We start from the raw sequence: 26,653 nt of genomic DNA, 5'->3' as shown, positions 1-26,653 counted from the left end.
TCTTCTTACTCCTCCCCGTTCCTCAGACCCGGCGCCGCTTGGGCGGGCGGCAGCCGTTGTGAGGCTGCGGGGTCACGTCCTGAATGGTGCCGACCTCGAGGCCCGCCGCCTGCAGCGAGCGGATCGCGGTCTCCCGGCCGGAGCCGGGGCCCTTGACGAACACGTCGACCTTCTTGACGCCGTGCTCGGCGGCCTTGCGGGCCGCGCTCTCGGCGGCCATCTGGGCGGCGAACGGCGTCGACTTACGAGAGCCCTTGAAACCGACGTGGCCGGACGAGGCCCACGCGATGACAGCACCGGTCGGGTCCGTGATGGACACGATGGTGTTGTTGAAGGTGCTCTTGATGTGAGCGTGGCCGTGCGTGATGTTCTTCTTTTCCTTGCGCCGGACCTTTTTGACTCCGGCGCCGGTACGCGACTTCGGTGGCATGTCTCTGGGTTTCTCCTAGCTGCTTCGCGAGGTGGTGATGACTGGAGCTGCGTGCCGGATTCGAGTTCCGGCGTCCGTGTAGAGGTCGCGCAGTGCAGCCGGGCGGGCGCACTTGGGCGCGACCATGAGGGCCACGAATGGCCTGTTGCGTCGCCTCTGTGGAACAACGGCGACCACGGTCTCGCAGCTCTTGCTCACTTCTTTCCGGCCTTCTTCTTGCCGGCGACCGTCTTCTTCGGGCCCTTGCGGGTGCGGGCGTTGGTCTTCGTCCGCTGACCGCGGACGGGCAGACCGCGGCGCCAGCGCAGGCCCTCGTAGCAGCCGATTTCGATCTTCCGGCGGATGTCGGCCTGAACCTCACGGCGCAGGTCACCCTCGACCTTGAAGTTCTCTTCGATGTACTCACGAAGTTTGACGAGCTCGTCGTCGGACAAGTCCTTGACGCGCAGGTCCGGGCTGATCTCGGTGGCGACCAGGAGCTCCTTGGAGCGGGTCCGGCCGATACCGAAGATGTAGGTCAGCGCGATCTCCATCCGCTTTTCGCGGGGGAGGTCTACGCCGGCGAGTCGTGCCATGTCGGCGGTGTCTCCTCTGTTTCGTCTTCAGGTCTGCTCCCCTACCGCCCTGAGACCGACTCGATGGTCTCAAGACCCGGCCTGAAGTCCGGGCGTGAACCAGGTCCGTCTGACCTGGCAGGTGCGGGAAGTTCGTCTGTGTAGCTGTCGTCGTCCGAACTACGACGGGGAACTGCTCAGCCCTGGCGCTGCTTGTGGCGCAGGTTCTCGCAGATCACCATGACCCGGCCGTGACGGCGGATCACCTTGCACTTGTCGCAGATCTTCTTGACGCTCGGGTTGACCTTCACGTCTGCTTTCTCCTGCTTCGGCCGCGTGCCCCCGAGAAGCCGAGGGCACCGATAGTGGCATCCCAGTCAGAGCGACTGGGGAGTCACTTGTAGCGGTAGACGATGCGGCCGCGGGACAGGTCGTAGGGCGAAAGCTCTACGACGACCCGGTCCTCAGGCAGGATGCGGATGTAGTGCTGCCGCATCTTGCCGCTGATGTGCGCGAGAACCTTGTGGCCGTTCTCCAACTCGACGCGGAACATCGCGTTGGGGAGTGGCTCGACCACGCGGCCTTCGACCTCGATGGCCCCGTCCTTCTTGCCCATGTCCTCCGCGTTTCGTGACGTATTGACTTTGCAACGACGGGCATGACACACGGCGACGACCTGCACCACTGAGTGACACGCACGGCGAAACCGGCACTCGAATAGTGCCAGCGGTCAAGTGTACGCGCCGGTCACTTGGCGCCCAAATCGGGGTCCACCAGCGGGTGAGCTACTCCGGGGCGGTCAGGACCCAGGGGCCGTCGTCGGTCACCGCGACGGTGTGTTCCCAGTGGGCGGCGCGGGAGCCGTCGGCGGTGACGACAGTCCAGCCGTCCTCCAGCTCCATGGTCTCCTCGGCACCCAGGGTGAGCATGGGTTCGATGGCGATGGCCATGCCGACGCGCAGGCGCGGGCCCTTGCCGGGCTTGCCGTAGTTCGGCAGGAACGGGTCCATGTGCATGGAGCTGCCGATGCCGTGGCCGCCGTATTCGCGGACGATGCCGTACGTGCGGCCGTCGGCGCGCTCCGACGCGTGGACCGAGGTCTCCACGGCGTGGGAGATGTCGGTGAGGCGGTTGCCGGGGCGAATGGCCTCGATGCCCGCGAACATCGACGCCTTGGTGGCGTCGGACAGCGCCTGGTCCGCGTCGCTGATGGTGCCGACGAACAGGGTCACGGCCGAGTCGCCATGCCAGTCGTCGAGGATGGCGCCGCAGTCGACGGAGATGAGGTCTCCGTCGGCGAGCACCTGGGACTTGCTGGGGATGCCGTGGACGATCTGCTCGTTGACCGAGGCGCAGATGCTCGCCGGGAAGCCGTGGTAGCCCTTGAAGGACGGCACGGCCCCGGCGTCGCGGATGGTCTGCTCGGCGATCTCGTCGAGCTCGGCGGTGCTGACGCCGGCGCGCGCCGCGGCCGCGACGGCGGCCAATGACTTGGCCACCACCAGGCCCGCGGCGCGCATCGCGTCGAGCTCGCCCGGGGACTTGATCTCGATCACGCGGGAACGCCAGGTCGCGATGGCCATGCGGAGGCCGCCGAACATGCCACCGCCGCTCACGTCCGAGCGCGGATCGAGTCCAGCACGCGACCGGTGATCTGGTCGACGTCGCCGACCGCGTCGATCGTGATCAGCACGTCGGCGTAGTAGTCGAGCAGCGGGGCGGTCTCCGAGCGGTACACCTGCTGGCGGTGCCGGATGACCGACTCGTTGTCGTCGTCGCGGCCGCGGGCGAGCAGACGCCCGACCACGACCTCCTCGTCGATCCGGAACTCGACCACAGCGTCGATCTTGGTGTCCGAGGCGCTGAGGATCTCTCCCAGCACCGCGGCCTGACCGACATTGCGCGGGAAGCCGTCCAGCAGGAAGCCGTCGACGGCATCCGGCTGGGCGAGCCGCTCGCGGACCATCTCGTTGGTGACCTCGTCGGGCACGAGCTGCCCTGAGTCGAGGTACCGCTTGACGTCCTGGCCGAGTTCGGTGTTGTTCGCGATGTGCGCCCGGAAGAGGTCACCGGTGGAGATGTGCGGTACGCCGAGCTTGTGGCTCAAAGCGGTCGCCTGGGTGCCTTTTCCCGCTCCGGGCGGGCCAACGAGAACAACACGAGTCACTTGAGGAACCCTTCGTAGTTTCGCTGCATGAGCTGGCTCTCGATCTGCTTCACCGTGTCCAGACCGACGCCGACCATGATCAGCACCGCGGTGCCGCCGAACGGGAAGTTCTGGTTCTGCCCCTCAGCAGTGATGTCGAGGAAGAAGTTCGGCAGAACGGCGATGGTGCCGAGGTAGAGCGAACCGGGCAGGGTGATCCGGCTCAGCACGAAGCTCAGGTAGTCGGAGGTGGAGCGGCCCGGGCGGATGCCCGGAATGAAGCCGCCGAACTTCTTCATCTCGTCCGCACGCTCGGTCACGTTGAACGTGATCGTGATGTAGAAGTACGTGAAGAAGATGATCAAGCCGAAGTACACGGCGATGTGCACCCAGCTGGACTGCTTCGTCAGGTGGTTGGCGACGAACTGGTTCCACCAGGACCCGCTCTCGGTGCCGACCAGCTTGGTGATCAGGTCCGGCAGATAGAGCAGCGACGAGGCGAAGATGACCGGGATGACGCCCGCCTGGTTCACCTTGAGCGGCAGGTAGGTCGAGGTGCCGCCGTACATGCGGCGCCCGATCATGCGCTTGGCGTACTGGACCGGGATCCGGCGCTGGCCCTGCTCGACGAACACGACGCTGGCGATGATCAGCAGAGCGAAGACGCAGACGACCGCGAAAGTCACGCCGCCCTGGTTGTCGAGGATGGTCTTGCCCTCGAACGGGATGCGGGCCGCGATGTTGACGAACATCAGCAGGGACATGCCGTTGCCGATGCCGCGCTCGGTGATGAGCTCGCCGAACCACATGATCACCGCGGTGCCCGCGGTCATGGTCGTGACGATGACGATCAGGGTGAACGTGCTGCCGTTCGGGATGACGTCGTCCGGGCAGTTGCCGAAGAGCTGGTCACCGTTGGCCATGGCCACGATGCCGGTCGCCTGCAGGACGGCCAGGGCGATGGTCAGGTAACGCGTGTACTGCGTCAGCTTGCCCTGACCGGCCTGGCCTTCCTTCTTGAGCTGCTCGAACCGCGGGATGACCACGGTGAGCAACTGGATGATGATGCTCGCGGTGATGTAGGGCATGATCCCCAGCGCGAACACCGAAAGTTGGAGTAGGGCGCCGCCGCTGAACAGGTTCAGCAGCTGGGTGATGCCCTCGGTCTGGACGCCCTCGATGCACTTCTTGACGTTCGGATACGAGACTCCGGGCGACGGCAGAGCGGCGCCGACCCGGTAGACCGCGATGATGCCGAGCGTGAAAAGGATCTTGCGGCGCAGGTCCGGCGTCGCGAGAGCCGAGCGGAAGGCGCTGAGCACGCAGGAACCTCCATCGGCGTCACCGGCAACTCAGTGCCGGTGAACGGCTTAACCGGCTGGTCGCCGGCAGGGAACATGTCCCGACTGCCAGGTGCTGGCAAGCCAGGAACGCTTCGGGGTACCTACCCCGAAGCGTGCTGACGACTGTAACAGCACTACCGGGGCATCTATCACCCGTGGGGTGGCCAAACCTGCCACACGGATGGCCTCAGCGCGGTGATGAAGCTAACATCCCGGCCATTCCCAACAGAATCACACCTGTGCCCCGGTCCAGGTTGCGCTGGGCACGCTTGCTCATGCGGACCGCGCGCACGATCGCGCCGATGCAGACGTAGATGCTTCCGGCCGCCAACTCGGCCACCAGGTAGACCGCGCCCAAGGTGAGAACCTGGGCCGTGACCTGGCCGCGAGCGGGATCGATGAACTGCGGGACGAACGCGGTGAAGATCAAGACGGCCTTGGGGTTGGTGACCGCGGTGATGAACTCTTTCCTCGCCAGGGCGAACAGTGAGGGTTCGACCGCGATGTCGTCGGCCGCGGTGAAAGCGCCGGCGCGGAAGCTCGTGTAGAGGATTCGGCCGCCGATCCAGACGAGGTAGGCGACGCCGACCCATTTGATGACCGTGAGGGCGTGCTCGGAGGCGGCGAGCAGGCTGCCCAGGCCCGCGGCAACGGCGGCGATGAGGATGGCGAAGCCGGTGAGCCTGCCGAAGAGGCCGGTGACACCGCTGGCGGGGCCGTAGCGCATGCCGTGGTGCATGCCGAGCAGGTTGTTCGCCCCCGGGGTCATGGCGACCAGGAAGGCGGCGCCGAGGAAGACGAGCAGCCACATGGAGCATGCCTATCAGGGCAGGTCGGGGCGGCGCGCGTGAATTTCGGCTATCTCACGTCCCGGACCGGTGGGTCGGGATCTCGGCGGTCACCGAGGTCGGCGTCGTGGTCAGGACTGCGCCACAGCGGGTGAGGGCCCGGATCGCCGCCGAGTTGCCGGGCTTGGTGCCGGCGCGGACCTTTCGGATGCCCATCTCGGCGGCGATGTCCAGCAGGATGCGCAGGGCGTCGACACCGATGCCCTGGCTGCGCATGTGCCTGCCCAGCCACATGCCGGTCTCGGCCGTGCCGGGCTCGTCGAGGCGCCGCAGGCGGATCATCCCGACGGTCTCGCCGCGGAGCTGGATCGCGTACAGGACGGTGCCGCGGACGCCGTCGGCGTGCGAGCGGTGGAACGCACGGAAGGCCGTGCGCCGGGCGTCGGTCCACCCCGGCGGGCCCTCGACGGGCGGCATTACGTCGTCGGGCTCGGCGTAGGCCACCGCGACCGTCAGCAGGTCCTCGGTCAGGGCCTCGTCGAGCGGGGTCAGTCGGACAATCACAGTGAGGAGTGTGTCCCTCACTCGCCGCTGAGCCAACTCTTATCCGCAGATGCCTGGAGGTCGTGCCTCCGGGCACATCGCCCACCGGGGTAGTTCTGGTTACCGCCAGTCGAATTTTCCGCGAACCAGCGGTCTGACCGTAATGCGATCGAGTGCGAGAGCGTCCAGTCGGGTGAAGACCTTTCCCTGCTGGTTCGGAGGCATTTGCCGTGTTCTCGCATCGCGCGCGCCCCAGGCGTCGCGCTGTTCGCATACTTTTCGCCACGGTTATCGCCGTGGTGCTTATCGGTCTGGTCGCGGTGCCCACCGTCGGCAGCGGTTGGATGCCGTGGGTCGACACCGCTGACGAGACGGCTGCTGAGCCCACCGTCAGCGTCGAACCTGTCACCGCGGTCCCGGCCGACGAACCAGGCCGCGGCCTGGTCTACTCCGGCCTGACCGCCGCGCCGAAGGGTTCGCGCTGTGTCGGCGGCTACGAGGTCGCCGACCGCGACACCTGCTCGCACGGCCCCGACCCCGCGCCCGCCGGTCTCGACGTGAACAAGGCCGTGGCGCCGATCGCTCCCCCGGCCCAGAAGCCGATCGTCCCCGCGCCCGCCGCGGGCGCGGAACCCGTTGCCCCGGCGGACACCGAGATCGTCACCGACGAGGGCGCGATCACCGACGGAAACGGCACCGCCGCGATGTTGGCGGACTCCGCCCCGGCCGCCCAGGTCGCCGTTGGTCCGAACGGGGTCGTCTGCGAGGGCGACGGCCGCGCCGGAGACCGCGTCCAGGTCCTCTACGTCCACGGTGCGGGCACGCCCAGCCGGTACAGCGACTACCTGCCGTCGTTCCGTCTGTGGTCGGCGGGTGTCGACACCATCTTCAACGCCAGCGCGCAGGAGACCGGCGGTGTCCGGCACGTGCGGTTCGTGACCGGTGCCGACTGCCAGGTCACCGTCGACGAGGTCGAGGTGCCCGCCGACGCCCTGAAGAACTTCAGCGCGACGATGACCGCGCTGCGTGGCCTGGGCTTCACCCGCACCGACCGCAAGTACATGATCTTCGCTGACGCGAAGGTCTACTGTGGAATCGGCACCTTCGCAGGCGACGAGCGTCCCGGCGCAGACAACCGGAGCAACAAGGGTCCGTCGTTCGGGCGCACCGACACCGGCTGCTGGGGCGCGAGCGTGGCGGCCCACGAACTCGGGCACAACCTCGGCGCGGTCAACAACAGCGCGGAGCACTCCAGTAAGGCCGGTCACTGCGTCGACGACTACGACCTCATGTGCTACAAGGATTCACCCGACGCGCAGATGGTCACCAACTGCCCGGACGAGGCTCAGGAAGACCGGCTCGACTGCGGGCACGACGACTACTACCACACGAGTCCGAAGGCGGGCAGCTACCTCGCGACGCACTGGAACAGTGCCGACAACCACTTCCTGATCCGCGACGGGGGCGGACCCGCGCCGAACCCGACCACGACGGTGACCCCGCCGCCGACCACGACCACCACCAGCTCGCGGCCCCCGACCACGACGGCATCCCCGACGCCGTCCCCGACCGGGACCACGTCGGCGACCCCGTCGCCGACCAAGCCGAACCCGACCACGACGACCACGTCGGCGAGCCCGTCACCGACCAAGCCGAACCCGACCACGACGTCGACGACGCCGTCGCCGGTGCCGCCGGGCGGCAACGAGCTCACGGTCTCCGACACCACCACGACGTCCGTGCGGCTGTCCTGGCCCGCGGCCGTGGTCGGCACCCGGTACGGCGTCGTCGTCAACGAGCGGCTGCTGGGCACGACCAAGGCGACCGCGGTGCGGATCACGGGCCTGCTTCCCGCCACCGAGTACCAGGTCCAGATCCTCGTCGGGGACAAGCCGTACACCGACAAGGCCGGCGTGCGCACGAAGGCAGCTGAGCAGCCCCGCCCGGGCGGCGGGTTCCGCCTGACCAACGCGCTGACCGGCGGCTCGGCCGAGCTGTACGGCTCGCAGAGCGCCGACAACACCCCAGTGGTCTCCCGGGCGTCAACCGGCGCGGCGAACCAGTCGTGGGAGTTGGTCGCGGCAGGGGAGGGCTTCCAGCTGCGGTCGAAGGCCACCGGCAAGTGCGTCGCGGCCCGCGGCGAGGTTCGCCCGGGTGCCGCGCTGGTGCAGAGCGCCTGCGGTGCCGCCGCGGTGACGTGGACGCTCACGCCGACGGAGGACGGCGGGTTCGGCCTGACCACCGGCGGTTTGGTGGTCGGCCTCAGCAAATCCCGATTCGGCGAGGGCAAGCTGCTCACGCTGCAACGGCCGGGCGATGTCCGCCACCAGGCTTGGACGGCGGAGCCGATCTAGTGCGCACTTTGTTGCGCCGGATCCTCCGGGCGGGTGCCATCGCGATCGCGGTGGCACCCCTCGGGGTGCCCGCGTCGGCCGCGGCCCACAAAGGGCTCGTGCTGACGCTGCACGACAACGGCCGCGGCGGCGTCTCGGTCGACCTGGCTTGGGACGACGGCCACCCGATCCCCGGTGACAGCCCGGTCGCGGCGAGCCTCTTGGCGACGTCGGCCGAGCGGACCGTCGGCCCGGCCGCGCTGCGGCACCTTCCCGGTCAGCCGACCGCGGTCTACGACGCCACGCTGCCGCCCGGATCCTGGACGGTCTACGTCGACGCCGCCATGCCCAGCATCGGCCGGTGCGAGGCGACCGTCACCGTGGACGCCCAACCGCGGCAGCCGTCGGCGACCCGGTGTGGCGCACCACAAGCGACGGCAGCGGCTCCGCGGGACGAAGGACTGCCGCCCGCCGAGTTGTTCTTGGGTCTCGGTGCGGTCGCCGTCATCGGCGCGGTGGGCGCGGGTCTGCTGTTGTTCGGCAGGCGTCAGGAGGTTTCGAGCTAAGCAGGACCCGCCGGATGCCAACGGCGGGGTGGAACCGAGGGTCGGTTCGCGGAGCGCGCGGTCTGTGACGTCGCCAAGTGGTTGCGGCACATGGGGCGCGCGCTCGCGGATCGGCAGGCTGGATCTTCTCAAGCGAGTTCTCGCGGACGAGACGGCCCGTCAAACAATTACGCGCGTTCGCGGCACGGTCGCCGACTCGGGTCAGCGCTCGCGCCAGGCGAGCGGGGACAGGGTCACGGCCGCCTCCGCGATCCGGCGGGCAGTAACCGAAGGCAGCGAGTGCGGCAGCCTGCTCTGTCACGTTCCCTCGCCTCCTTGGCGCACTGCCTCCAGAGCGGCATGCCACGGGTAGCTTTCCATCACGCTGCCACCGGTGCGCGGCGGATGTGGGTCGAAGCCACCTTCGCCGAACAGCACGGTTATGCCGGATTCCCGTAGTTCAGCCACGCTGCGAAGGAAGACCCGGTTACCCGCCAGCGCCGTATTGACGAACGGCAACACCGCGATCGGCAGCCCGAGACCCGTCAACTCGGCGAGTTGGGTAAGCACATACGTGTCGGCGATACCGTGCGCCCATTTGTTGATCGTGTTGTACGTCGCCGGTGCCACGATTGCTGCCGTGGCGTTGGGCAGCGCCGGTTGACCGGAACGCTGATGACCGGTTCGGACCATGTGACCGGTAAGTTTCTGCAAGGTGTCCAGGTCGAGGAAATGCTCCATCGCTGACGCGGTGGCCAGACACCACACATCCCAACCGTCAGACTGCGCGAGCTTGATCATCCGATCAATGTGGTCTGCCGGACCCGCGCCGCAGATCATCAAATAGAGAACAGGCTTCCTCACGCGGTTACTCCTGCACGGTCAGCCATGCACTTGACCAACTTTGCCGATTCGCCTGCGGTGTTGCGCATCAGCGAACGCAACAACCCGTGCGCCAGTGGTCGGCAACGGACTTCTTCCGGGGCGACTTGTTCAGCTTGAGCGAGAAGTCCTACAGCATGGCGATGGTTGCCGACGCCGGCATGGGCTTCCGTCAGGTCGACCAAGAAATTTGAGCGCCGTTCGGCGGACAACGTGGCCACAGCCGAGGGGGCGATCGTGGCGGCGAACTCCAGGGCTCGTCCCCCCTCATGGAGGCGGACCAAAGCCGAAACTCGATGGATCAAGGTGTTCGTCAACCCAAAGAACGTGTGGTGGGTCGCGTCGTGCGGTTCACACCGCCCAGCGACCATCATCGCTTCGTCGTGCATTTCCTGCGCGAGCGACGCATCCTCTTGACCGGCGGCGGTCATCGAAGCGGCCAAATACAACATGCCATACAGCGACAACAAGTTTTCGGCATCACGGTCAACTTCATGACGCATGCGGTCAGCCATATCCAGCAAGGTGCCTATGGCCTGCGCTTGGTGCCCGATGCCAGTCATCGCGCGAGCCACACTTCGGGTAGCTCGCGCCAATGACCAAGTGTCGTCAATTGCCAAGGCGCTGTGCATCGCGCGATCCGCTGCCAGCCAAGCAATGTCGTTGGCCTCGAATTTCAACAGCATGGATGAAGCAAGTCTGCAGGTTGTGACCAGGACCCGGTAGGCCTCGACCTGATCAGCGGCCGAAGCGGTGATCACCGTAGCCCGCGCCTCGGCCATCAACTTGGGCAAATAGCGAGCAACGACCGTAAAACGTGAAGCCGACCACGCGTGATCGAGGTACCGAGCTTGGCGTTGAATATTTCCAGGCTGGTGGCTGGTGCACTTCGCAGCGACACACCCGGGTAATGAGCCAGCGCGTCTCGGATCGCTCGCACTTCACTGGCGTCAACACAGTGGCTTGCCCGTTCGGCACTAGCCGAGTCCGTCAGGGCAGCGGGATCAATCCCCAGGACTTCAGCGACACGCTCGATCATGGGCAAGCGCACGAGATCACGTTCGCCTTTTTCGATCTTGTCCACCCAGGACGTCGACCGACCCACCAAGTCTGCGAACTGCTTGCGGGACAGGTTGCGTCGATCGCGCCAGTAGCGCACGCGCCCACCAACCTGTCGGGCTTCGCGATCCATGCCTTCGGCCCCACCCTCCGGGGTTGAGGTAACTGCCTCCAGCGTAACGGTCGGGCAGTCACACATTTTGTCCAAGTCGCTACTGACTGTCGCCTTTAGCGTCACTGAACAGGCACCAAATGCTGTCAATCACCAATACCGCCCTTGGAGGCTATGCAGTGCGGCAGGACTTGAAGATCGGCAGTCGGGTGGTCCCGTACATCACGAAGTGGAGTTTGGAAGAGCCACTGCCCACCCAGGTGGCGGAGCACGCCAGTGGCGTTGGTATCGCGTATGTGGACGAAACCCTTGGCGACCGCGACAAAGGCGGGATCCTCTGGACCCGGATGCCATCGATTCCCGGACAAGGCAGCCCGGAGTTCGGCAACGTCAACTCCGGGCGGCAGCGACGCGCCATGCGCAAGCTCCTATGTCAGGTCTGCGCCCGATCGGCAGACCACAGTGCGGACGGGATCCTGTGGGTTCTCAAAGACCACCGCGGGGACTGGCCGGACTGGCCCAACCGAATGGGAGTCACAGAACCTCCGACCTGTTTGTCCTGCCTGCATGTCTCCGTGCGCGTCTGCCCGGCGCTGAAGAAAGGGCACGTATCCGTCCGCGCGCGTTGTTATCCAGTCGCCGGCGTGCACGGCATCCTCTATGAGCCCGGCCTGCCGGTTCCGGTACCGGTGGGAAGCGCGCTCGTTGCGTTCGGCGATCCATCCATCCGGTGGTTGCTTGCGTCGAAACTCGTGAGACAGCTGTCCGAATGCACCATCGAGGACCTCACGTGAGCACACCTCATGCGCTGTGTGTCAGCCTCGACCTGAACAGCGGCCCGGTCGACTATCGCGTGGTCGAGGACTACCTGGAAGTCACGGTCGGCAGCGAGCGCTCGGGGACGACGGTGATTCTCAACCTGTCGGAAGCGAGCGTGGCCATGCTCGCCTCAGTCTTCGCGCAGGTGACACCTGCCCTGCGTGCGAACGCGATGCTGATCAAAAGCGCCTCGGCTTACTAGCCGCGGACAGCACAAAGGCCGGGCACGCGAAGCGTGCCCGGCCTTTGTAAGTGCTGGATCAGACCAGCGCGATGGCTGAACCGCCACCGGCGTTGAGCTTCTCCACAGCGCTGCTGGAGAACTTGTCAGCAGTGATGTCCAGCTTGACGCCGTTCAGGTCCCCGTTGCCGAGGATCTTCACGAGCGAGTTCTTGCGGACGAGACCGGCCTGCACCAGGTCCGGGATACCGACGGCGCCGCCGTCGGGGAACGCCACAGCGACGTCTCCGACGTTGACGACCTGGTACTCGGTCCGGAAGCGGTTCTTGAAGCCCTTGAGCTTCGGGAGCCGCATCTGGATCGGCATCTGGCCACCCTCGAAGCGCGCGGGGACGTTCTTGCGCGCCTTGGTGCCCTTGGTACCGCGGCCAGCCGTCTTGCCCTTGGAGCCTTCACCGCGACCGACACGGATCTTGTCGCGCTTGGCGCCGGGGGCCGGACGCAGGTGGTGGATTTTGATCGACATCAGGCGTCGACCTCCTCAACGACTACGAGGTGGCGGACACAGTGGATCAGGCCACGCACCTCAGGGGTGTCCTCGCGCACCGTCGACTGGCGGATCTTGCGCAGGCCGAGAGTCCGGAGGGACTCGCGGTGGTTGCGCTTGGTGCCGATGGTGCTCTTGATCTGGGTCACCTTGAGCTGTGCCATGTCATCCCACCTGCCCAGCGGCCGCGGCCGCCGCACGAGCGCGAAGCATGCCTGCCGGAGCGACGTCCTCAAGGGGGAGGCCACGACGGGCCGCGACCTCTTCCGGACGCTGCAGACCCTTGAGGGCCGCAACGGTGGCGTGCACGATGTTGATGGCGTTGTCGCTACCCAGCGACTTCGACAGCACGTCGTGGACGCCCGCGCACTCCAGGACGGCGCGCACCGGGCCACCGGCGATAACACCGGTACCGGCGCTGGCCGGGCGCAGGAGCACCACACCGGCAGCCTTCTCACCCTGGATGGGGTGCGGGATGGTGCCACCGATACGCGGGACGCGGAAGAAGTTCTTCTTGGCTTCCTCCACACCCTTCGCGATCGCGGCGGGCACCTCCTTGGCCTTGCCGTAGCCGACACCGACCATGCCGTCGCCGTCACCGACCACGACCAGGGCGGTGAAGCTGAAGCGACGACCGCCCTTCACGACCTTGGCGACGCGGTTGATCGCCACAACGCGCTCGAGGTGCGGGCTCTTCTCCTGAGCCTGACCACGACCGCCACCATCGCGACGGTCGCCGCGACCGCGACGCTCGCCACGTTCGCCGCCAGGTCCGCCCTGGCCGCCCTGGCCGCCAGGTCCGCCCTGGCCGCCGAACTGCCGCGTACGTCCCGGCATCAGGCGTTCCTTCCCTTGTTGCTCTGCATGATCAGAACTCCAGCCCCGCGCCGCGGGCCGCGTCGGCCAGCGCCGCGATACGGCCGGTGTACTTGTTGCCACCGCGGTCGAAGACGACCGCCGCGATGCCGGCGTCCTTGGCCCGACCGGCGATCAGCTCGCCGACCTTGGCCGAACGGGCCTTCTTGTCGCCGTCGACCGCGCGGACATCCGCCTCGAGGGAGGTTGCCGACGCGAGCGTGCGGCCCGCGAGGTCGTCGACGATCTGCACGGTGATGTGCCGTGCCGACCGGTGAACGACCAGGCGAGGACGCTCCGGGGTGCCGCTGATCTTCTTGCGGAGCCGGAAGTGCCTGCGGGTCTTCGAGACGCGGCGCTTGGTGGACACATCGGTGCCCACCGGCTTGCGCTTCGTGATAGTCGCTTCGCTCATGATCACTTACCCGTCTTTCCGACCTTGCGGCGGATCTTCTCGCCGGAGTACCGGACGCCCTTGCCCTTGTACGGGTCGGGCTTGCGCAGCTTGCGGATGTTGGCGGCGATTTCGCCGACTCGCTGCTTGTCGATACCCGAGACGGAGAACTTGGTGGGGCTCTCCACGGTGAAGGTGATGCCCTCAGGGGCGACGACCTTCACCGGGTGGCTGAAGCCGAGCGCGAACTCGAGGTCCGAACCCTTCGCCATGACGCGGTAACCGACGCCGTGGATCTCAAGCTTCTTCTCGTAGCCGTCGGTGACACCGACGACCAGGTTGTTGACAAGCGAACGGGTCAGACCGTGCAGTGCACGGCTCTGCCGCTCGTCGTTGGGCCGCTTGACCTCAAGCGTGCCGTCCTCGGCGCGCTCGACGACAATGGGCTCCGAGACGGTGAGTGCCAGGGTGCCCTTGGGGCCCTTCACGCTGACGTTCTGACCGTCGATGTTGATGTCGACCCCAGCCGGGACGGGGATCGGAAGCCTTCCGATGCGAGACATACGTTGCTCCCCCTTCCCTTACCAGACGTAGGCGAGGACTTCTCCGCCCACGCCCTGCTTGTTTGCCTGACGGTCGGTCAGCAGGCCACCGGACGTGGAGATGATCGCCACGCCCAGGCCGCCGAGAACCTTCGGCAGATTGGTCGACTTCGCGTACACCCGCAGACCGGGCTTCGACACCCGGCGCAGACCTGCGATGCTGCGCTCGCGGTTGGGGCCGTACTTCAGCTCGACGACGAGGTTCTTGCCCTTCTCGCCGTCTTCGTCGCGGAAGCCGGTGATGTAGCCCTCACGCTGAAGGATCTCGGCGATGTGCGCCTTGAGCTTCGAGTGCGGCAGCACGACCTCGTCGTGGTATGCCGAGTTGGCATTACGCAGACGGGTCAAGAAGTCTGCGATCGGGTCGGTCATCGTCATGGTGACCTGTCAACCTTTCTCGCCGTGGTTCCCTTGCGGGCCTACGGCGAACTGGGGGTAAAGCGGGCTAGGCAGCCCGGTCCACAGTGGACTGTGGACCGGACGGTCCTACCAGCTGGACTTGCTGACGCCGGGCAATTCGCCCGCGTGGGCCATCTGGCGCAAGCAGATTCGGCACAGGCCGAACTTGCGGAACACCGAGTGCGGACGGCCGCAGCGGTTACACCGGGTGTAGCCGCGCACCTTGAACTTCGGCTTCTTGGAAGCCTTGTGGACAAGAGCCTTCTTCGCCATCGGCTCAGTTCTCCTTGAACGGGAAGCCCAGGTGCTTCAGCAGCGCCCGGCCCTCTTCGTCGTTGATCGCGGTGGTGACGATGGTGATGTCCATGCCGCGCTGGCGGTCGATCGAGTCGGGGTCGATCTCGTGGAACATCGACTGCTCGTTGAGGCCGAACGTGTAGTTGCCGTTGCCGTCGAACTGCTTGCCCGACAGGCCGCGGAAGTCGCGGATACGCGGCAGCGCGATCGTCAGCAGGCGGTCGAGGAACTCCCACATGCGGTCGCCGCGCAGGGTGACCCGGGCGCCGATCGGCATCCCCTCACGCAGCTTGAACTGCGCGATGGACTTGCGGGCCTTACGGACCTCGGGCTTCTGGCCGGTGATCGTGGCGAGGTCGCGGACCGCACCCTCGATCAGCTTGCCGTCACGGGCGGCGTCGCCGACACCCATGTTGACGACGACCTTGACCACGCCGGGGATCTGCATGACGTTGGCGTAGTTGTACTCGTCCCGCAGAGCGACCGTGATTTCCTCGCGGTAGCGCGTCTTGAGACGGGGGATGATCTTCTCAGTGGTAGTCATGATCAGATCTCCTTCCCATCGCCGCTGCCGCGAGCGATACGGACCTTGCGGCCCTCGTCATCGAACTTGTAGCCCACGCGGACCGCCTTGCCCTCGGACACCAGCATCACGTTGGACACGTGGATGGGCGCTTCCTGGGTGACGATGCCGCCGGACTGGGCGCCGCGCTGGGTCTGCGAGATCCGGGTGTGCTTCTTGACCCGGTTCACACCCTCGACGAGGACCTTGGAGGTCTCGGGGTAGGCCTGGATGACCTTGCCCTTCGCGCCCTTGTCCTTGCCCGCGATGACGACGACCGTGTCGCCCTTTTTGATCTTCATCTTGGTCTTCATGAGTCAGAGCACCTCCGGCGCGAGCGAGATGATCTTCATGAACTTCTTGTCGCGCAGCTCACGGCCGACCGGGCCGAAGATGCGGGTCCCACGGGGCTCGCCCTCCGGCTTGATCAGCACGGCGGCGTTCTCGTCGAACCGGATGTAGGACCCGTCCGGACGGCGACGCTCCTTGACGGTGCGAACGATGACCGCCTTGACGACGTCACCCTTCTTCACCGCCGCGCCGGGGATCGCGTCCTTGACGGTGGCGACGATGATGTCGCCGATGCCCGCGTAGCGACGGCCCGAGCCACCGAGAACACGGATGCAAAGGATTTCCTTCGCACCGGTGTTGTCGGCGACACGCAGCCGCGACTCCTGCTGGATCACTTCAACTCCTGACCATTCTTGGCTCGCCAGATTTCCGACCTGACAAGCTCGGTCTTACCTGGAACAGCTTGTGGTTACTTGGCCTTCTCGAGGATCTCGACGAGCCGCCAGCGCTTGGACGCCGACAGCGGGCGGGTCTCCATGATCTGGACCCGGTCGCCGACACCCGCGGTGTTGCCCTCGTCGTGCACCTTCACCTTGGTGGTGGAGCGCAGGACCTTGGAGTACCGCGGGTGCTTCTTGCGGTCTTCCAGGGCCACGACGACGGTCTTGTCCATCTTGTCGGACACGACCAGGCCCTCGCGGACCTTGCGGTAGTTACGGACTTCGGTTTCAGTCTCGTTCACAGTGTTCTCGCTCATGCTGCGCCCTCAGCAGACGCGTCGGGGGCCGATGAGAGGCCGAGCTCGCGCTCGCGCATCACGGTGTAGATCCTGGCGATCTCGTGCTTGACCGTGCGCAGCCGACGGTTGTTGTCGAGCTGCCCGGTGGCCATCTGGAAACGAAGGTTGAAGAGCTCTTCCTTCGCCTCGCGCAGACGCAGCACGAGCTCTTCTTCGTTGAGCTCGCGGAGGTCTGCCGCGGTGGTTCCCGCTGCCATCAGAAGTCACCACCTTCACGCGTGACGATGCGGCACTTCATCGGAAGCTTGTGGATCGCGCGGCGCAGTGCCTCGCGCGCCACGGTCTCGTTCGGGAAGCTCATCTCGAACATGACGCGCCCCGGCTTGACGTTGGCCACCCAGTACTCGGGGGAACCCTTACCGGAACCCATGCGGGTCTCGGCAGGCTTCTTGGTGAGCGGGCGGTCGGGGAAGATGTTGATCCACACCTTGCCGCCACGGCGGATGTGCCGGTTGATGGCGATACGAGCGGACTCGATCTGCCGGTTGGTGACGTACGCGGGCTCGAGCGCCTGGATGCCGAACTCGCCGAACGTGACGCGCGTGCCGCCCTTGGCAGCGCCCGATCGCTTCGGGTGGTGCTGCTTGCGGTGCTTTACCCTGCGCGGGATAAGCATGACTCAGCTCTCCCCGTTGCCAGAGGCTTCTGCCGCGGGGGCTTCAGCCTTCGTCTGCTGCGCCTCGGCGGCCGCACGGCCCGCCTCGGTGCTGGTAGCGGTGGTGCCGGAGGCACCGGAGCGACGCGCCCGGTTCGGACGCTCGCGACGCGGCTCGCGACGGTCGGCCGACGGAGCGGCTGCGCGGGCATCGTGCTCGCGACGGCCGCCGACGACCTCACCCTTGTAGATCCACACCTTGACGCCGATACGGCCGAAGGTGGTGCGGGCCTCGAAGAAGCCGTAGTCGATGTCCGCGCGCAGCGTGTGCAGCGGGACGCGACCCTCGCGGTAGTGCTCCGAGCGGGACATCTCGGCGCCGCCGAGACGGCCACCGCACTGCACCCGGATGCCCTTGACCTGCGGCGAGCGCATGGCCGACTGGATGGCCTTGCGCATCGCGCGCCGGAACGACACACGGTTGGACAGCTGCTCGGCGGTCACCTGGGCGACCAGCTGGGCGTCGGCCTCGGGGTTCTTGACCTCGAGGATGTTGAGCTGGACCTGCTTCTTGGTGAGCTTCTCGAGCTCGCCGCGAATACGGTCAGCCTCGGCGCCGCGGCGGCCGATGACGATGCCGGGACGCGCGGTGTGGATGTCGACGCGCACCCGGTCACGGGTCCGCTCGATCTCCACGCGGGAGATGCCGGCGCGCTCCATGCCCTTGGACAGGAGGCGGCGGATCTTCACGTCTTCCGCGACGTACTCGGCGTACTGCTTGTCGGCGTACCAACGGGACCGCCAGTCGGTGGTGATCCCAAGCCGGAAGCCGTGTGGGTTGATCTTCTGCCCCATTAGCGGGCACCACCCTTCTTGGCAGCCTTGGCTGCGGGCTTCGGCCGGGACTCGACCTCGACCGTGATGTGGCTCGTGCGCTTGCGGATCCGGTAGGCGCGCCCCTGGGCACGCGGACGGAAACGCTTCAACGTCGGACCCTCGTCCACGTACACCGTCGACACCCAGAGGGTGTCCGGGTCGAGGTTGAGGTTGTTCTCGGCGTTGGCAATGGCACTGGCGAGCACCTTCGCGACCGGCTCACTTGCTGCCTGCGGCGCGAACTGGAGCACGGCCAGGGCCTCGCTGGCGCTACGGCCCCTGATGAGCTCGACGACGCGGCGCACCTTCATGGGCGTGTCGCGAACGTAGCGAGCCCGAGCAACGGCGCGAGGAAGTTCCTCTTGCGCCGGAGCTTCGTTACGGGCGTTCATCGCTGCTTCCCCTTGCTAGGACTAGCCCCGCTCACGCGGGGAGAGTTTGCTCTGTTAGTTCGAGCCGCCTGCTAGCGGCGACGGGCCTTGCGGTCGTCCTTGATGTGGCCCTTGAACGTGCGGGTCGGGGCGAACTCGCCCAGCTTGTGACCCACCATGGCCTCGGAGACGAACACCGGGACGTGCTTGCGGCCGTCGTGCACGGCGATCGTGTGCCCCAGCATGTCGGGGATGATCGTCGAGCGACGCGACCACGTCTTGATCACGGTCTTCTTGCCGGACTCGTTGAGAGCGTCCACCTTCTTGAGCAGGTGGTCGTCCACGAACGGGCCCTTCTTCAGGCTGCGTGGCATTGCTTCTACCTCCCTGCTCAGCGCTTGTTCTTGCCGGTGCTACGGCGGCGGACGATCAACTTGTCGCTCGGCTTGTTGCGACGGGTGCGGCCCTCGGGCTTACCCGCGGGGTTCACCGGGTGGCGACCACCGGAGGTCTTACCCTCACCACCACCATGCGGGTGGTCGACCGGGTTCATGGCGACACCACGAACGGTCGGGCGCTTGCCCTTCCATCGCATGCGGCCTGCCTTGCCCCAGTTGATGTTGGAGTGATCGGCGTTGCCGACCTCACCAACAGTGGCGCGGCAACGCACGTCCACGTTGCGAATCTCGCCGGACGGCATACGCAGCTGGGCGTAGGGGCCGTCCTTCGCGACGAGCCGCACACTCACACCGGCGGACCGGGCGATCTTCGCGCCGCCACCGGGGCGGAGCTCGATCGCGTGGATCACGGTGCCGACCGGGATGTTGCGCAGCGGCAGGTTGTTGCCCGGCTTGATGTCGGCGCGGGGGCCGTTCTCAATCGGGTCGCCCTGCGACAGCTTGTTCGGCGCGATGATGTAACGCTTCTCGCCGTCGGCGTAGTGCAGCAGCGCGATACGGGCGGTGCGGTTGGGGTCGTACTCGATGTGAGCGACCTTGGCCGGCACGCCGTCCTTGTCGTTGCGACGGAAGTCGATGAGGCGGTACGCGCGCTTGTGACCGCCACCCTTGTGCCGGGTGGTGATCTTGCCGTGCGCGTTACGCCCGCCCTTGCCATGCAGGGGACGGATCAGCGACTTCTCCGGCGTCGACCGGGTGATCTCGGCGAAGTCCGACACGCTGGAGCCACGACGGCCCGGGGTGGTCGGCTTGTATTTGCGGATGCCCATGTTTTAGTCAGTCCCTTACGCGGCCGGGCCGCCGAAGATCTCGATCGGCTTGCTCTCCGGGGAGAGCGTGACGATCGCGCGCTTCGTGTCCTTGCGCTTGCCGAACCCGGTGCGGGTGCGCTTGCGCTTTCCGTTGCGGTTGAGCGTGTTCACGCTCACCACCTTCACGCCGAAGACCTTCTCGACCGCGATCTTGATCTGGGTCTTGTTGGCGTCCGGAGACACCACAAAGGTGTACTTGTTCTCCTCGAGCAGCCCGTAGGACTTCTCGGAGATCACCGGCGCGAGCAGGATGTCGCGGGGATCGGGGATCACTTGTCCTCCTCAGACTTCCGCTGCGACGGCGGCAGCTCGAAGCCCGCGGCGGCTGCATCTTCTTGGGTGGCGAACCACACCTCGGCGACGGTCCGGTCATAGAAGGCCGAACCCGGAACGTGGTACAGCATCGAGTCGGCGTTGCCCTTGATCGGGAAACCCTCCGGCTGCGTGCCGTCCTCAAGCGCGTCGTGGCTGCCCGCGCCGAAGCGCGCGCCGACGACGCCCTGGACCTCGGAGCCCTTGGCCGAAGCCTTGGCACCGCGGGTCGGGGCGGACAGGAACGAGTCGAGCGCGGCCTTCGTGAACACGATGTCGTCGTTGACGAGCACGTCATAGGTGTTCAGCTGGTCCGGCGCGATCACGTGCACGTTCTGCAGGTTGCGCACCGACACCCAGGCGACGTCCTCGTCGCGGGTCAGCACGACCAGAACGCGCTTGGCGTCGGTCAGCGTGGCCAGCAGGTTGCGGGCGGTCTTGGTCGAGGGCTTGTCGCCGTCCACCAGGCCGGTCACCACGTGCACCTGGCCGGAGCGGGCCCGGTCGGAGAGGGCACCGCGCAGGGCGGCGGCCTTCATCTTCTTGGGGGTCCGCTGGGCGTAGTCGCGCGGCTGCGGGCCGTGCGAGATACCGCCGCCGACGAACTGCGGGGACCGGGTCGAGCCCTGACGGGCGCGGCCGGTGCCCTTCTGGCGGTACGGCTTCTTGCCGCCACCGGAGACCTCGCCACGAGTCTTCGTCGAGTGCGTGCCCTGGCGAGCCGCGGCGAGCTGCGCCGTGACCACCTGGTGCATCAGCGGGATGTTCGCCTGCACGTCGAAGATCTCTGCGGGAAGCTCGGCAGTGCCGTCGGTCTTGCCCGCGGGGGTCTTGATGTCAATGCTGGTCATCAGACACCACCCTTAGCTGCGGTACGCAGGAACACGAGGCCGCCCTTGGGCCCCGGAACGGCGCCCTTGATCAGGATCAGGCCGGACTCACCGTCGACCTGGTGCACCTTGAGGTTCTGGGTGGTGACCCGGACGTTGCCCATCCGGCCCGCCATCCGCAGACCCTTGAACACGCGGCCCGGGGTGGCACAGCCACCGATGGAGCCCGGGGAGCGGTGCTTGCGCTGGGTGCCGTGCGAGGCGCCCAGACCCTTGAAGCCGTGCCGCTTCATGACACCCGCGGTGCCCTTGCCCTTGGTGGTCCCGGTGATGTCGACGACCTGACCGGCCTCGAACACCTCAGCGGTGATCTCCTGGCCGAGCTCGTATTCGGTCGCGTCGGTGGTGCGCAGCTCCGCGAGAACGCGGCGCGGTGTCACCCCCGCCTTGCCGAAGTGGCCCGCTTCAGGCTTGTTGACCTTGCGCGGGTCGATGGCGCCGAACGCCAGCTGGACCGCGACATAGCCGTCGGATTCCTGGTTACGGATCTGCGTGACCACGTTGGGTCCCGCCTTGACGACGGTCACCGGAACAATCCGGTTGTTCTCGTCGAAGATCTGGGTCATCCCGAGCTTGGTGCCCAGGATTCCCTTCATCTGCCTGTCAGACATGGCTATCGTTACTCTCCGCCGCTCTCGCCACGCACGCTTTACTGGATGTTGACGTCGACACTGGCCGGCAGGTCGATGCGCATGAGCGCGTCGACCGTCTTCGGCGTCGGGTCGAGGATGTCGATCAGACGCTTGTGCGTACGCATCTCGAAGTGCTCGCGCGAGTCCTTGTACTTGTGCGGCGAGCGAATGACGCAGTAGACGTTCTTCTCGGTGGGCAGCGGCACTGGCCCGACGACCCGCGCGCCGGTGCGCGTCACGGTCTCCACGATCTTGCGCGCGGACGCGTCGATCGCCTCGTGGTCGTAGGCCTTGAGCCGGATGCGGATCTTCTGTCCCGCCATAATGGCTTGCCGTTCCTCTGTCTCGTACCGCTGCGATGCGGTTGCGATCCTCGGCGGGCCCGCGAAGGCCGTGCCGTGCCGCTTCCCTGTTCATAAGTCAATTCGGTGTTCAGAACCTTGGCTTCCCCGGTCCACGCGGTCGGGCGTGTCGCGCCGACTCCACATGCGGGTCCCTTGTCGATTCCGAGCTCCGTACTGGAGTACTCATCGCCACGGGGGCCAAACCAAAGATCTGAGGGTCGTGATAGACCCCGGCACTCGTGCTGGGGCGGCCGGTGTAAGAACTGACCGGCCGCCCCGCAACGAGCAACCCATAAAGAATGCCACACGGGTGTGCGGTAATCCAAACCGGGGTGTCCGAGCTAACTCGGACACCCCGGATCGGAACTAAGCGATGATCTTCGTGACCTGACCGGCACCCACGGTGCGGCCACCCTCGCGGATGGCGAACCGCAGACCCTCGTCCATGGCGATCGGCTGGATCAGCTTCACGGTCATGGCGGTGTTGTCGCCCGGCATGACCATCTCGGTGCCCTCGGGGAGGGTAACGACACCGGTCACGTCGGTGGTGCGGAAGTAGAACTGCGGGCGGTAGTTGTTGAAGAACGGGGTGTGACGTCCACCCTCGTCCTTGCTCAGGATGACCGCCTGCGCCTCGAAGTCGGTGTGCGGGGTGGTGGTGCCGGGGCGAACCACAACCTGGCCGCGCTCGACATCCTCACGCTTGACACCGCGGAGCAGCAGCGCCGCGTTGTCACCCGCCCGACCCTCGTCGAGGAACTTCTTGAACATCTCGATGCTGGTGACCGTGGTCGACAGCGCCTTCTCGCGGATCCCGACGACCTCGACGGTCTCGTTCACCTTGATGATGCCGCGCTCGATACGGCCGGTCACGACGGTGCCGCGGCCGGTGATCGTGAAGACGTCCTCGATCGGCATGAGGAACGGCTTCTCGGTCTCACGCTCGGGCTCGGGGATGCTGTCGTCGACCGCGGTCATGAGCTCCATGAGGCGCTCGCCCCACTCGGCGTCACCCTCGAGCGCCTTGAGCGCCGAGACGCGCACGACCGGCAGGTCGTCACCCGGGAACTCGTAGTCGGTCAGCAGCTCGCGAACCTCGAGCTCGACGAGCTCCAGGATCTCCTCGTCGTCCACCATGTCGGCCTTGTTCAGCGCGACAACGATGTACGGCACACCGACCTGACGGGCCAGGAGCACGTGCTCCTTGGTCTGCGGCATCGGACCATCGGTCGCGGCGACCACGAGGATCGCGCCGTCCATCTGGGCGGCACCGGTGATCATGTTCTTGATGTAGTCCGCGTGACCCGGGCAGTCGACGTGCGCGTAGTGACGCTTGCCGGTCTCGTACTCGATGTGCGCGATCGAGATCGTGATACCGCGCTGCTTCTCCTCCGGCGCCTTGTCGATCTGATCGAAGGCCATCAGAGGGTTCACGTCGGGGAACTTGTCGTGCAGGACCTTGGAAATCGCCGCGGTCAGCGTGGTCTTGCCGTGGTCGATGTGACCAATGGTCCCGATGTTGACGTGCGGCTTGGTCCGCTCGAACTTCGCCTTCGCCACTTTGTGTCCTCCTGGACTAGTACTTCCCGCCTGACCGGACATTCGGTGGCGGCTATTCAGGGTCAAATGTGCGGACCCCGGGGAGACCCCCCGGAGAGCCCGCACCTATCGTGCGGCGCTCCGGTTGGGGGTCATTCCCCCGTAGCCTTTGCGATGATCTCCTTGGCGACGTTCGTGGGAACCTCGGCGTAGGAGTCGAACACCATCGAGTAGTTCGCGCGACCCTGGGTCTTGGACCTCAGGTCGCCGACATACCCAAACATTTCCGACAACGGCACCAGTGCCTTGACGATCCGGGCACCGCTGCGCTCCTCCATGGCCTGGATCTGGCCACGGCGGGAGTTCAGGTCGCCGATGACCTCACCCATGTAGTCCTCGGGCGTGGTCACCTCGACCGCCATCATCGGCTCAAGCAGGACCGGGTCGGCCTTGCGCGCGGCTTCCTTGAGCGCCATCGAACCGGCGACCTTGAAGGCCATTTCCGACGAGTCGACCTCGTGGTACGCGCCGTCCAGCAGGGTCAGCTTCAACCCGACGAGCGGGTATCCGGCGAGGATGCCGTAACGCATGGCGTCCTGTGCGCCGGCGTCGACCGAGGGGATGTACTCCCGCGGCACGCGGCCACCCGAGACCTTGTTGTCGAACTCGTAGAGCACACCGTCCGTGGTGGCCAGCGGCTCCAGCTTGATGATCACCTTCGCGAACTGACCGGAACCACCGGTCTGCTTCTTGTGGACGTAGTCGAGCTTGTCCACCGTGCGGCGGATCGTCTCACGGTAGGCGACCTGCGGCTTGCCGATGTTCGCCTCGACCTTGAACTCGCGACGCATACGGTCGACGAGGATGTCGAGGTGCAGCTCGCCCATGCCGGCGATGATGGTCTGGCCGGTCTCGTCGTCCTGGTTGACCCGGAACGTCGGGTCTTCCTCGGCGAGCTTCTGGATCGCCGTGCCCAGCTTCTCCTGGTCGGCCTTGGTCTTCGGTTCGATCGCGACCTGGATGACCGGGTCGGGGAACGTCATGGACTCGAGGACGATCGGGTTGGCCGGGTCGCACAAGGTCTCACCGGTCGTGGTGTCCTTGAGGCCGATCACCGCGTAGATGTGACCCGCGATGGCCTCGTCGACCGGGTTCTCCTTGTTGGCGTGCATCTGGAAGAGCTTCCCGATGCGCTCCTTGCGGTCCTTGGTCGCGTTGATGACCTGGGAGCCGGAAGCGAGCCTGCCGGAGTAGACCCGGACGTAGGTCAGCTTGCCGAAGAACGGGTGCGTCGCGATCTTGAAGGCGAGCGCGGCGAACGGCTCGTCGGTGTTCGGCGCGCGCAGGACCTTGGTCTCGCCGTCCTGCAGCGTGCCCTCGACCGCGGGCACGTCCAGCGGGGACGGGAGGAAGTCGATCACGGCGTCGAGCATGGGCTGAACGCCCTTGTTCTTGAACGCCGAACCGCAGAGCACGGGGTAGGCCGACCGGTTCGTGACGATCCGGCGGATACCCGTCTTGATCTGCTCGACCGACAGCTCCTCGCCCGCGAGGTAGAGCTCCATCAGGTCGTCGTCGGTCTCGGCGACGGCCTCGATGAGCGCCTCGCGGTACTCGTTGGCCTTGTCGACGAGGTCGGCCGGGATCTCCTCGACCGTGTAGTCCTCGCCCTTCGAGACCTCGCCACGCCAGGTCAGCGCGCGCATCTGCACCAGGTCGACGACGCCGATGAAGTCACCCTCGCTGCCGATGGGCAGCTGGATGGGCAGCGGCTTCGCGCCGAGGCGCTCGGAGATGGTGCGCACGGTGAAGTAGAAGTCCGCGCCCAGCTTGTCCATCTTGTTGACGAAGCAGATACGCGGGACGTCGTACTTGGTCGCCTGGCGCCAGACCTGCTCGGACTGGGGCTCGACACCCTCTTTGCCGTCGAAGACGGCGACAGCGCCGTCGAGGACGCGCAGCGAGCGCTCGACCTCGACGGTGAAGTCGACGTGGCCGGGCGTGTCGATGATGTTGATCTGGTGGTTCTTCCAGAAGCAGGTCGTCGCGGCGGACGTGATCGTGATGCCGCGCTCCTGCTCCTGCTCCATCCAGTCCATGACCGCGGCACCGTCGTGGACCTCGCCGATCTTGTAGCTGATCCCCGTGTAGAAGAGGATCCGCTCCGTCGTCGTGGTCTTGCCCGCGTCGATGTGAGCCATGATCCCGATGTTGCGGACCTTGGCCAGGTCGGTGAGCACGTCGAGTGCCACGGGTTTCTTCCCCTGTCTTTGCAGCTACGGCGCCGCTGGAGCCCCGGCCGGGAGGCCGAGGCCGGTTGTCACCAGCGGTAGTGGGCGAAGGCCTTGTTCGACTCGGCCATCTTGTGGGTGTCCTCGCGACGCTTGACGCTGGCACCAAGGCCATTGGAGGCGTCGAGGAGTTCGTTCATGAGACGCTCGATCATGGTCTTCTCGCGACGAGCCTGCGAGAAGGAGACGAGCCAGCGCAGCGCCAGGGTGGTGGAACGACCGGGCTTGACCTCGATCGGCACCTGGTAGGTGGCGCCACCGACGCGGCGGCTCTTGACCTCGATGGTCGGCTTCACGTTGTCCAGCGCGCGCTTGAGCGTCACGACCGGGTCCGTGCCGGTCTTGTCGCGGGCACCCTCGAGGGCACCGTAGACAATACGCTCGGCGACGGAACGCTTGCCGTCCTTCAGCACCTTGTTGATGAGCTGCGTGACCAACGGCGAGCTGTACACCGGGTCGGAGATCAGCGGCCGCTTCGGGGCCGGTCCCTTACGGGGCATGTCAGCTCTTCTCCTTCTTCGCGCCGTACTTGCTTCGCGCCTGCTTGCGGTTCTTCACGCCCTGCGTGTCCAGCGAGCCGCGGATGATCTTGTATCGAACACCCGGAAGGTCCTTGACCCGGCCACCGCGCACGAGCACCATCGAGTGCTCCTGCAGGTTGTGACCCTCGCCAGGGATGTACGCCGTGACCTCGACGCCGCTGGTCAGCTTCACGCGAGCGACCTTGCGCAGTGCGGAGTTCGGCTTCTTCGGGGTGGTGGTGTAGACGCGGGTACACACGCCACGCCGCTGCGGGCTCCCCTTGAGAGCCGCAGTCTTCTGCTTGGCGACCTTGTCCTCGCGGCCCTTGCGGACCAGCTGCTGGATCGTGGGCATAGACCGGCTTTCTCTGCTTCATGTCGACACCCGTTATCGGGCACCGATATGCACTGTGTACTTACGGTTCCTGCTGTTCCGCCCGTCCCCCGAGGTCGGGCGTGTCGCCCGTTCCCGGCAGCACCCCACGCGGGAGTGAAACATCCCAGCGGGGTTCGGAAGGAACTCCGGCGTGA

41 protein-coding genes are annotated in these 26,653 nt (G+C 66.3%); 4 read left to right on the top strand and 37 right to left on the bottom strand.

All coding sequences use genetic code 11. The features are described from left to right. Nucleotides 1-22: 22 nt before the first annotated feature. From rpsK to ACUZ2Y_RS23150, 9 genes are all read right to left on the bottom strand, one after another. Nucleotides 23-430: a 30S ribosomal protein S11 gene (gene rpsK / locus ACUZ2Y_RS23190; protein ID WP_476322221.1), complete on the bottom strand. Its 408-nt coding sequence runs from the start codon at nt 428-430 to the stop codon at nt 23-25. A 194-nt stretch (nt 431-624) separates the two neighbouring features. Continuing rightward, a complete protein-coding gene (rpsM, locus tag ACUZ2Y_RS23185; RefSeq protein WP_091382611.1) occupies nt 625-1,005 on the bottom strand; it encodes a 30S ribosomal protein S13 in 381 nt (126 codons plus the stop codon). 176 nt (nt 1,006-1,181) lie between these two features. Continuing rightward, complete coding sequence (gene rpmJ / locus ACUZ2Y_RS23180) at nt 1,182-1,295, bottom strand: 50S ribosomal protein L36 (RefSeq protein ID WP_018682809.1); 114 nt, start codon at nt 1,293-1,295, stop codon at nt 1,182-1,184. 83 nt (nt 1,296-1,378) lie between these two features. After that, complete coding sequence (gene infA / locus ACUZ2Y_RS23175; protein WP_005166804.1) at nt 1,379-1,600, bottom strand: translation initiation factor IF-1; 222 nt, start codon at nt 1,598-1,600, stop codon at nt 1,379-1,381. Between the two features lie 169 nt (nt 1,601-1,769). Continuing rightward, the gene (gene map, locus ACUZ2Y_RS23170) at nt 1,770-2,540 is read right to left on the bottom strand and encodes a type I methionyl aminopeptidase (protein WP_476332019.1); all 771 of its coding nucleotides are present in this window, start codon (nt 2,538-2,540) and stop codon (nt 1,770-1,772) included. Between the two features lie 56 nt (nt 2,541-2,596). Beyond that, complete coding sequence (locus ACUZ2Y_RS23165) at nt 2,597-3,151, bottom strand: adenylate kinase (RefSeq protein ID WP_476322209.1); 555 nt, start codon at nt 3,149-3,151, stop codon at nt 2,597-2,599. Continuing rightward, on the bottom strand, nt 3,148-4,452 hold the full coding sequence (gene secY, locus ACUZ2Y_RS23160; RefSeq protein WP_476322206.1) for a preprotein translocase subunit SecY: 1,305 nt from the start codon (nt 4,450-4,452) through the stop codon (nt 3,148-3,150). Before secY ends, ACUZ2Y_RS23165 begins: the two co-directional genes overlap by 4 nt. A gap of 208 nt (nt 4,453-4,660) precedes the next feature. Further along, entirely contained in the window at nt 4,661-5,284 is a 624-nt protein-coding gene (locus ACUZ2Y_RS23155; RefSeq protein ID WP_476322203.1) for a LysE family translocator, read from the bottom strand. A 52-nt stretch (nt 5,285-5,336) separates the two neighbouring features. Beyond that, a complete protein-coding gene (locus ACUZ2Y_RS23150; RefSeq protein WP_476322200.1) occupies nt 5,337-5,825 on the bottom strand; it encodes a GNAT family N-acetyltransferase in 489 nt (162 codons plus the stop codon). 275 nt (nt 5,826-6,100) lie between these two features. Between ACUZ2Y_RS23150 and ACUZ2Y_RS23145 the strand changes: the two genes are divergently transcribed. Both ACUZ2Y_RS23145 and ACUZ2Y_RS23140 read left to right on the top strand, forming a co-directional pair. Then, nucleotides 6,101-8,158 carry an RICIN domain-containing protein gene (locus ACUZ2Y_RS23145; protein ID WP_476322197.1) on the top strand — a complete coding sequence of 686 codons (2,058 nt, stop codon included), beginning with the start codon at nt 6,101-6,103 and terminating at the stop codon, nt 8,156-8,158. Then, entirely contained in the window at nt 8,158-8,703 is a 546-nt protein-coding gene (locus ACUZ2Y_RS23140; protein WP_476322194.1) for a hypothetical protein, read from the top strand. Before ACUZ2Y_RS23145 ends, ACUZ2Y_RS23140 begins: the two co-directional genes overlap by 1 nt. A 297-nt stretch (nt 8,704-9,000) precedes the next feature. Here ACUZ2Y_RS23140 and ACUZ2Y_RS23135 read toward each other — a convergent pair whose 3' ends face one another. Genes ACUZ2Y_RS23135 through ACUZ2Y_RS23125 form a run of 3 tightly spaced genes read right to left on the bottom strand, consistent with a single transcriptional unit; the run spans nt 9,001 to nt 10,756 of the window. Beyond that, complete coding sequence (locus ACUZ2Y_RS23135; protein WP_476322191.1) at nt 9,001-9,546, bottom strand: flavoprotein; 546 nt, start codon at nt 9,544-9,546, stop codon at nt 9,001-9,003. Then, nucleotides 9,543-10,325 (bottom strand): hypothetical protein, encoded by a 783-nt coding sequence (locus ACUZ2Y_RS23130; protein WP_476322188.1) that lies wholly within the window; start codon nt 10,323-10,325, stop codon nt 9,543-9,545. The genes ACUZ2Y_RS23135 and ACUZ2Y_RS23130 overlap by 4 nt, the downstream gene beginning before the upstream one ends. A 20-nt stretch (nt 10,326-10,345) precedes the next feature. Further along, nucleotides 10,346-10,756, bottom strand: a complete 411-nt coding sequence (locus tag ACUZ2Y_RS23125; RefSeq protein WP_476322185.1) for a helix-turn-helix domain-containing protein — start codon at nt 10,754-10,756, stop codon at nt 10,346-10,348. A 158-nt stretch (nt 10,757-10,914) separates the two neighbouring features. Between ACUZ2Y_RS23125 and ACUZ2Y_RS23120 the strand changes: the two genes are divergently transcribed. Continuing rightward, a complete protein-coding gene (locus tag ACUZ2Y_RS23120) occupies nt 10,915-11,529 on the top strand; it encodes a hypothetical protein (protein WP_476322183.1) in 615 nt (204 codons plus the stop codon). Beyond that, on the top strand, nt 11,526-11,756 hold the full coding sequence (locus ACUZ2Y_RS23115; RefSeq protein WP_476322180.1) for a hypothetical protein: 231 nt from the start codon (nt 11,526-11,528) through the stop codon (nt 11,754-11,756). Before ACUZ2Y_RS23120 ends, ACUZ2Y_RS23115 begins: the two co-directional genes overlap by 4 nt. A gap of 58 nt (nt 11,757-11,814) precedes the next feature. Here ACUZ2Y_RS23115 and rplO read toward each other — a convergent pair whose 3' ends face one another. The 25 genes from rplO to rpsL all read right to left on the bottom strand — a co-directional run bounded on the left by rplO (nt 11,815) and on the right by rpsL (nt 26,477). Beyond that, nucleotides 11,815-12,264: a 50S ribosomal protein L15 gene (gene rplO / locus ACUZ2Y_RS23110; protein ID WP_091382624.1), complete on the bottom strand. Its 450-nt coding sequence runs from the start codon at nt 12,262-12,264 to the stop codon at nt 11,815-11,817. Continuing rightward, a complete protein-coding gene (gene rpmD / locus ACUZ2Y_RS23105; RefSeq protein WP_091382626.1) occupies nt 12,261-12,446 on the bottom strand; it encodes a 50S ribosomal protein L30 in 186 nt (61 codons plus the stop codon). The genes rplO and rpmD overlap by 4 nt, the downstream gene beginning before the upstream one ends. A gap of 1 nt (nt 12,447) precedes the next feature. Next, nucleotides 12,448-13,119, bottom strand: a complete 672-nt coding sequence (gene rpsE / locus ACUZ2Y_RS23100; RefSeq protein ID WP_431419679.1) for a 30S ribosomal protein S5 — start codon at nt 13,117-13,119, stop codon at nt 12,448-12,450. A 31-nt stretch (nt 13,120-13,150) separates the two neighbouring features. Next, a complete protein-coding gene (gene rplR, locus ACUZ2Y_RS23095) occupies nt 13,151-13,552 on the bottom strand; it encodes a 50S ribosomal protein L18 (RefSeq protein ID WP_476322175.1) in 402 nt (133 codons plus the stop codon). 2 nt (nt 13,553-13,554) lie between these two features. Then, on the bottom strand, nt 13,555-14,094 hold the full coding sequence (rplF, locus tag ACUZ2Y_RS23090) for a 50S ribosomal protein L6 (protein WP_476322172.1): 540 nt from the start codon (nt 14,092-14,094) through the stop codon (nt 13,555-13,557). A gap of 18 nt (nt 14,095-14,112) precedes the next feature. After that, nucleotides 14,113-14,511, bottom strand: a complete 399-nt coding sequence (gene rpsH / locus ACUZ2Y_RS23085; RefSeq protein WP_091382634.1) for a 30S ribosomal protein S8 — start codon at nt 14,509-14,511, stop codon at nt 14,113-14,115. Between the two features lie 108 nt (nt 14,512-14,619). After that, entirely contained in the window at nt 14,620-14,805 is a 186-nt protein-coding gene (locus ACUZ2Y_RS23080) for a type Z 30S ribosomal protein S14 (RefSeq protein WP_091382637.1), read from the bottom strand. Nucleotides 14,806-14,809: 4 nt separating this feature from the next. Beyond that, nucleotides 14,810-15,373 (bottom strand): 50S ribosomal protein L5, encoded by a 564-nt coding sequence (gene rplE / locus ACUZ2Y_RS23075; protein WP_091382640.1) that lies wholly within the window; start codon nt 15,371-15,373, stop codon nt 14,810-14,812. 2 nt (nt 15,374-15,375) lie between these two features. After that, a complete protein-coding gene (gene rplX / locus ACUZ2Y_RS23070; protein WP_476332017.1) occupies nt 15,376-15,693 on the bottom strand; it encodes a 50S ribosomal protein L24 in 318 nt (105 codons plus the stop codon). 15 nt (nt 15,694-15,708) lie between these two features. Beyond that, nucleotides 15,709-16,077: a 50S ribosomal protein L14 gene (rplN, locus tag ACUZ2Y_RS23065; RefSeq protein WP_091382642.1), complete on the bottom strand. Its 369-nt coding sequence runs from the start codon at nt 16,075-16,077 to the stop codon at nt 15,709-15,711. Nucleotides 16,078-16,151: 74 nt separating this feature from the next. Further along, nucleotides 16,152-16,439 (bottom strand): 30S ribosomal protein S17, encoded by a 288-nt coding sequence (gene rpsQ, locus ACUZ2Y_RS23060; protein ID WP_476322167.1) that lies wholly within the window; start codon nt 16,437-16,439, stop codon nt 16,152-16,154. Beyond that, on the bottom strand, nt 16,436-16,678 hold the full coding sequence (gene rpmC / locus ACUZ2Y_RS23055) for a 50S ribosomal protein L29 (protein WP_091382645.1): 243 nt from the start codon (nt 16,676-16,678) through the stop codon (nt 16,436-16,438). The genes rpsQ and rpmC overlap by 4 nt, the downstream gene beginning before the upstream one ends. Beyond that, nucleotides 16,678-17,097 (bottom strand): 50S ribosomal protein L16, encoded by a 420-nt coding sequence (gene rplP, locus ACUZ2Y_RS23050; protein WP_091382647.1) that lies wholly within the window; start codon nt 17,095-17,097, stop codon nt 16,678-16,680. The genes rpmC and rplP overlap by 1 nt, the downstream gene beginning before the upstream one ends. 3 nt (nt 17,098-17,100) lie before the next feature. Then, complete coding sequence (rpsC, locus tag ACUZ2Y_RS23045) at nt 17,101-17,931, bottom strand: 30S ribosomal protein S3 (RefSeq protein ID WP_476322162.1); 831 nt, start codon at nt 17,929-17,931, stop codon at nt 17,101-17,103. After that, entirely contained in the window at nt 17,931-18,344 is a 414-nt protein-coding gene (gene rplV, locus ACUZ2Y_RS23040; protein WP_091382651.1) for a 50S ribosomal protein L22, read from the bottom strand. Before rplV ends, rpsC begins: the two co-directional genes overlap by 1 nt. 71 nt (nt 18,345-18,415) lie before the next feature. Then, a complete protein-coding gene (gene rpsS, locus ACUZ2Y_RS23035) occupies nt 18,416-18,697 on the bottom strand; it encodes a 30S ribosomal protein S19 (protein WP_018682829.1) in 282 nt (93 codons plus the stop codon). Between the two features lie 17 nt (nt 18,698-18,714). After that, nucleotides 18,715-19,551: a 50S ribosomal protein L2 gene (rplB, locus tag ACUZ2Y_RS23030; protein WP_187218418.1), complete on the bottom strand. Its 837-nt coding sequence runs from the start codon at nt 19,549-19,551 to the stop codon at nt 18,715-18,717. 15 nt (nt 19,552-19,566) lie between these two features. Next, on the bottom strand, nt 19,567-19,866 hold the full coding sequence (gene rplW / locus ACUZ2Y_RS23025) for a 50S ribosomal protein L23 (RefSeq protein WP_091382657.1): 300 nt from the start codon (nt 19,864-19,866) through the stop codon (nt 19,567-19,569). Continuing rightward, nucleotides 19,863-20,756 carry a 50S ribosomal protein L4, sunset domain variant gene (gene rplD / locus ACUZ2Y_RS23020; protein WP_476322156.1) on the bottom strand — a complete coding sequence of 298 codons (894 nt, stop codon included), beginning with the start codon at nt 20,754-20,756 and terminating at the stop codon, nt 19,863-19,865. The genes rplW and rplD overlap by 4 nt, the downstream gene beginning before the upstream one ends. After that, nucleotides 20,756-21,406: a 50S ribosomal protein L3 gene (gene rplC, locus ACUZ2Y_RS23015; protein ID WP_476322153.1), complete on the bottom strand. Its 651-nt coding sequence runs from the start codon at nt 21,404-21,406 to the stop codon at nt 20,756-20,758. Before rplC ends, rplD begins: the two co-directional genes overlap by 1 nt. Before the next feature lie 38 nt (nt 21,407-21,444). Then, a complete protein-coding gene (gene rpsJ / locus ACUZ2Y_RS23010) occupies nt 21,445-21,750 on the bottom strand; it encodes a 30S ribosomal protein S10 (RefSeq protein WP_003938093.1) in 306 nt (101 codons plus the stop codon). A 387-nt stretch (nt 21,751-22,137) separates the two neighbouring features. After that, nucleotides 22,138-23,331: an elongation factor Tu gene (tuf, locus tag ACUZ2Y_RS23005; protein ID WP_476332015.1), complete on the bottom strand. Its 1,194-nt coding sequence runs from the start codon at nt 23,329-23,331 to the stop codon at nt 22,138-22,140. A 131-nt stretch (nt 23,332-23,462) separates the two neighbouring features. Beyond that, a complete protein-coding gene (gene fusA, locus ACUZ2Y_RS23000; RefSeq protein ID WP_476322150.1) occupies nt 23,463-25,562 on the bottom strand; it encodes an elongation factor G in 2,100 nt (699 codons plus the stop codon). Between the two features lie 68 nt (nt 25,563-25,630). Beyond that, nucleotides 25,631-26,101: a 30S ribosomal protein S7 gene (gene rpsG / locus ACUZ2Y_RS22995; RefSeq protein ID WP_018682836.1), complete on the bottom strand. Its 471-nt coding sequence runs from the start codon at nt 26,099-26,101 to the stop codon at nt 25,631-25,633. Nucleotide 26,102: 1 nt separating this feature from the next. Continuing rightward, nucleotides 26,103-26,477: a 30S ribosomal protein S12 gene (rpsL, locus tag ACUZ2Y_RS22990; protein ID WP_476322146.1), complete on the bottom strand. Its 375-nt coding sequence runs from the start codon at nt 26,475-26,477 to the stop codon at nt 26,103-26,105. Between the last annotated feature and the right edge of the window lie 176 nt (nt 26,478-26,653).

Source organism: Actinokineospora sp. UV203, assembly GCF_056323665.1.
Note: the sequence above shows the minus strand (reverse complement) of the source record. Positions and strands in the feature narration are given on the sequence as shown.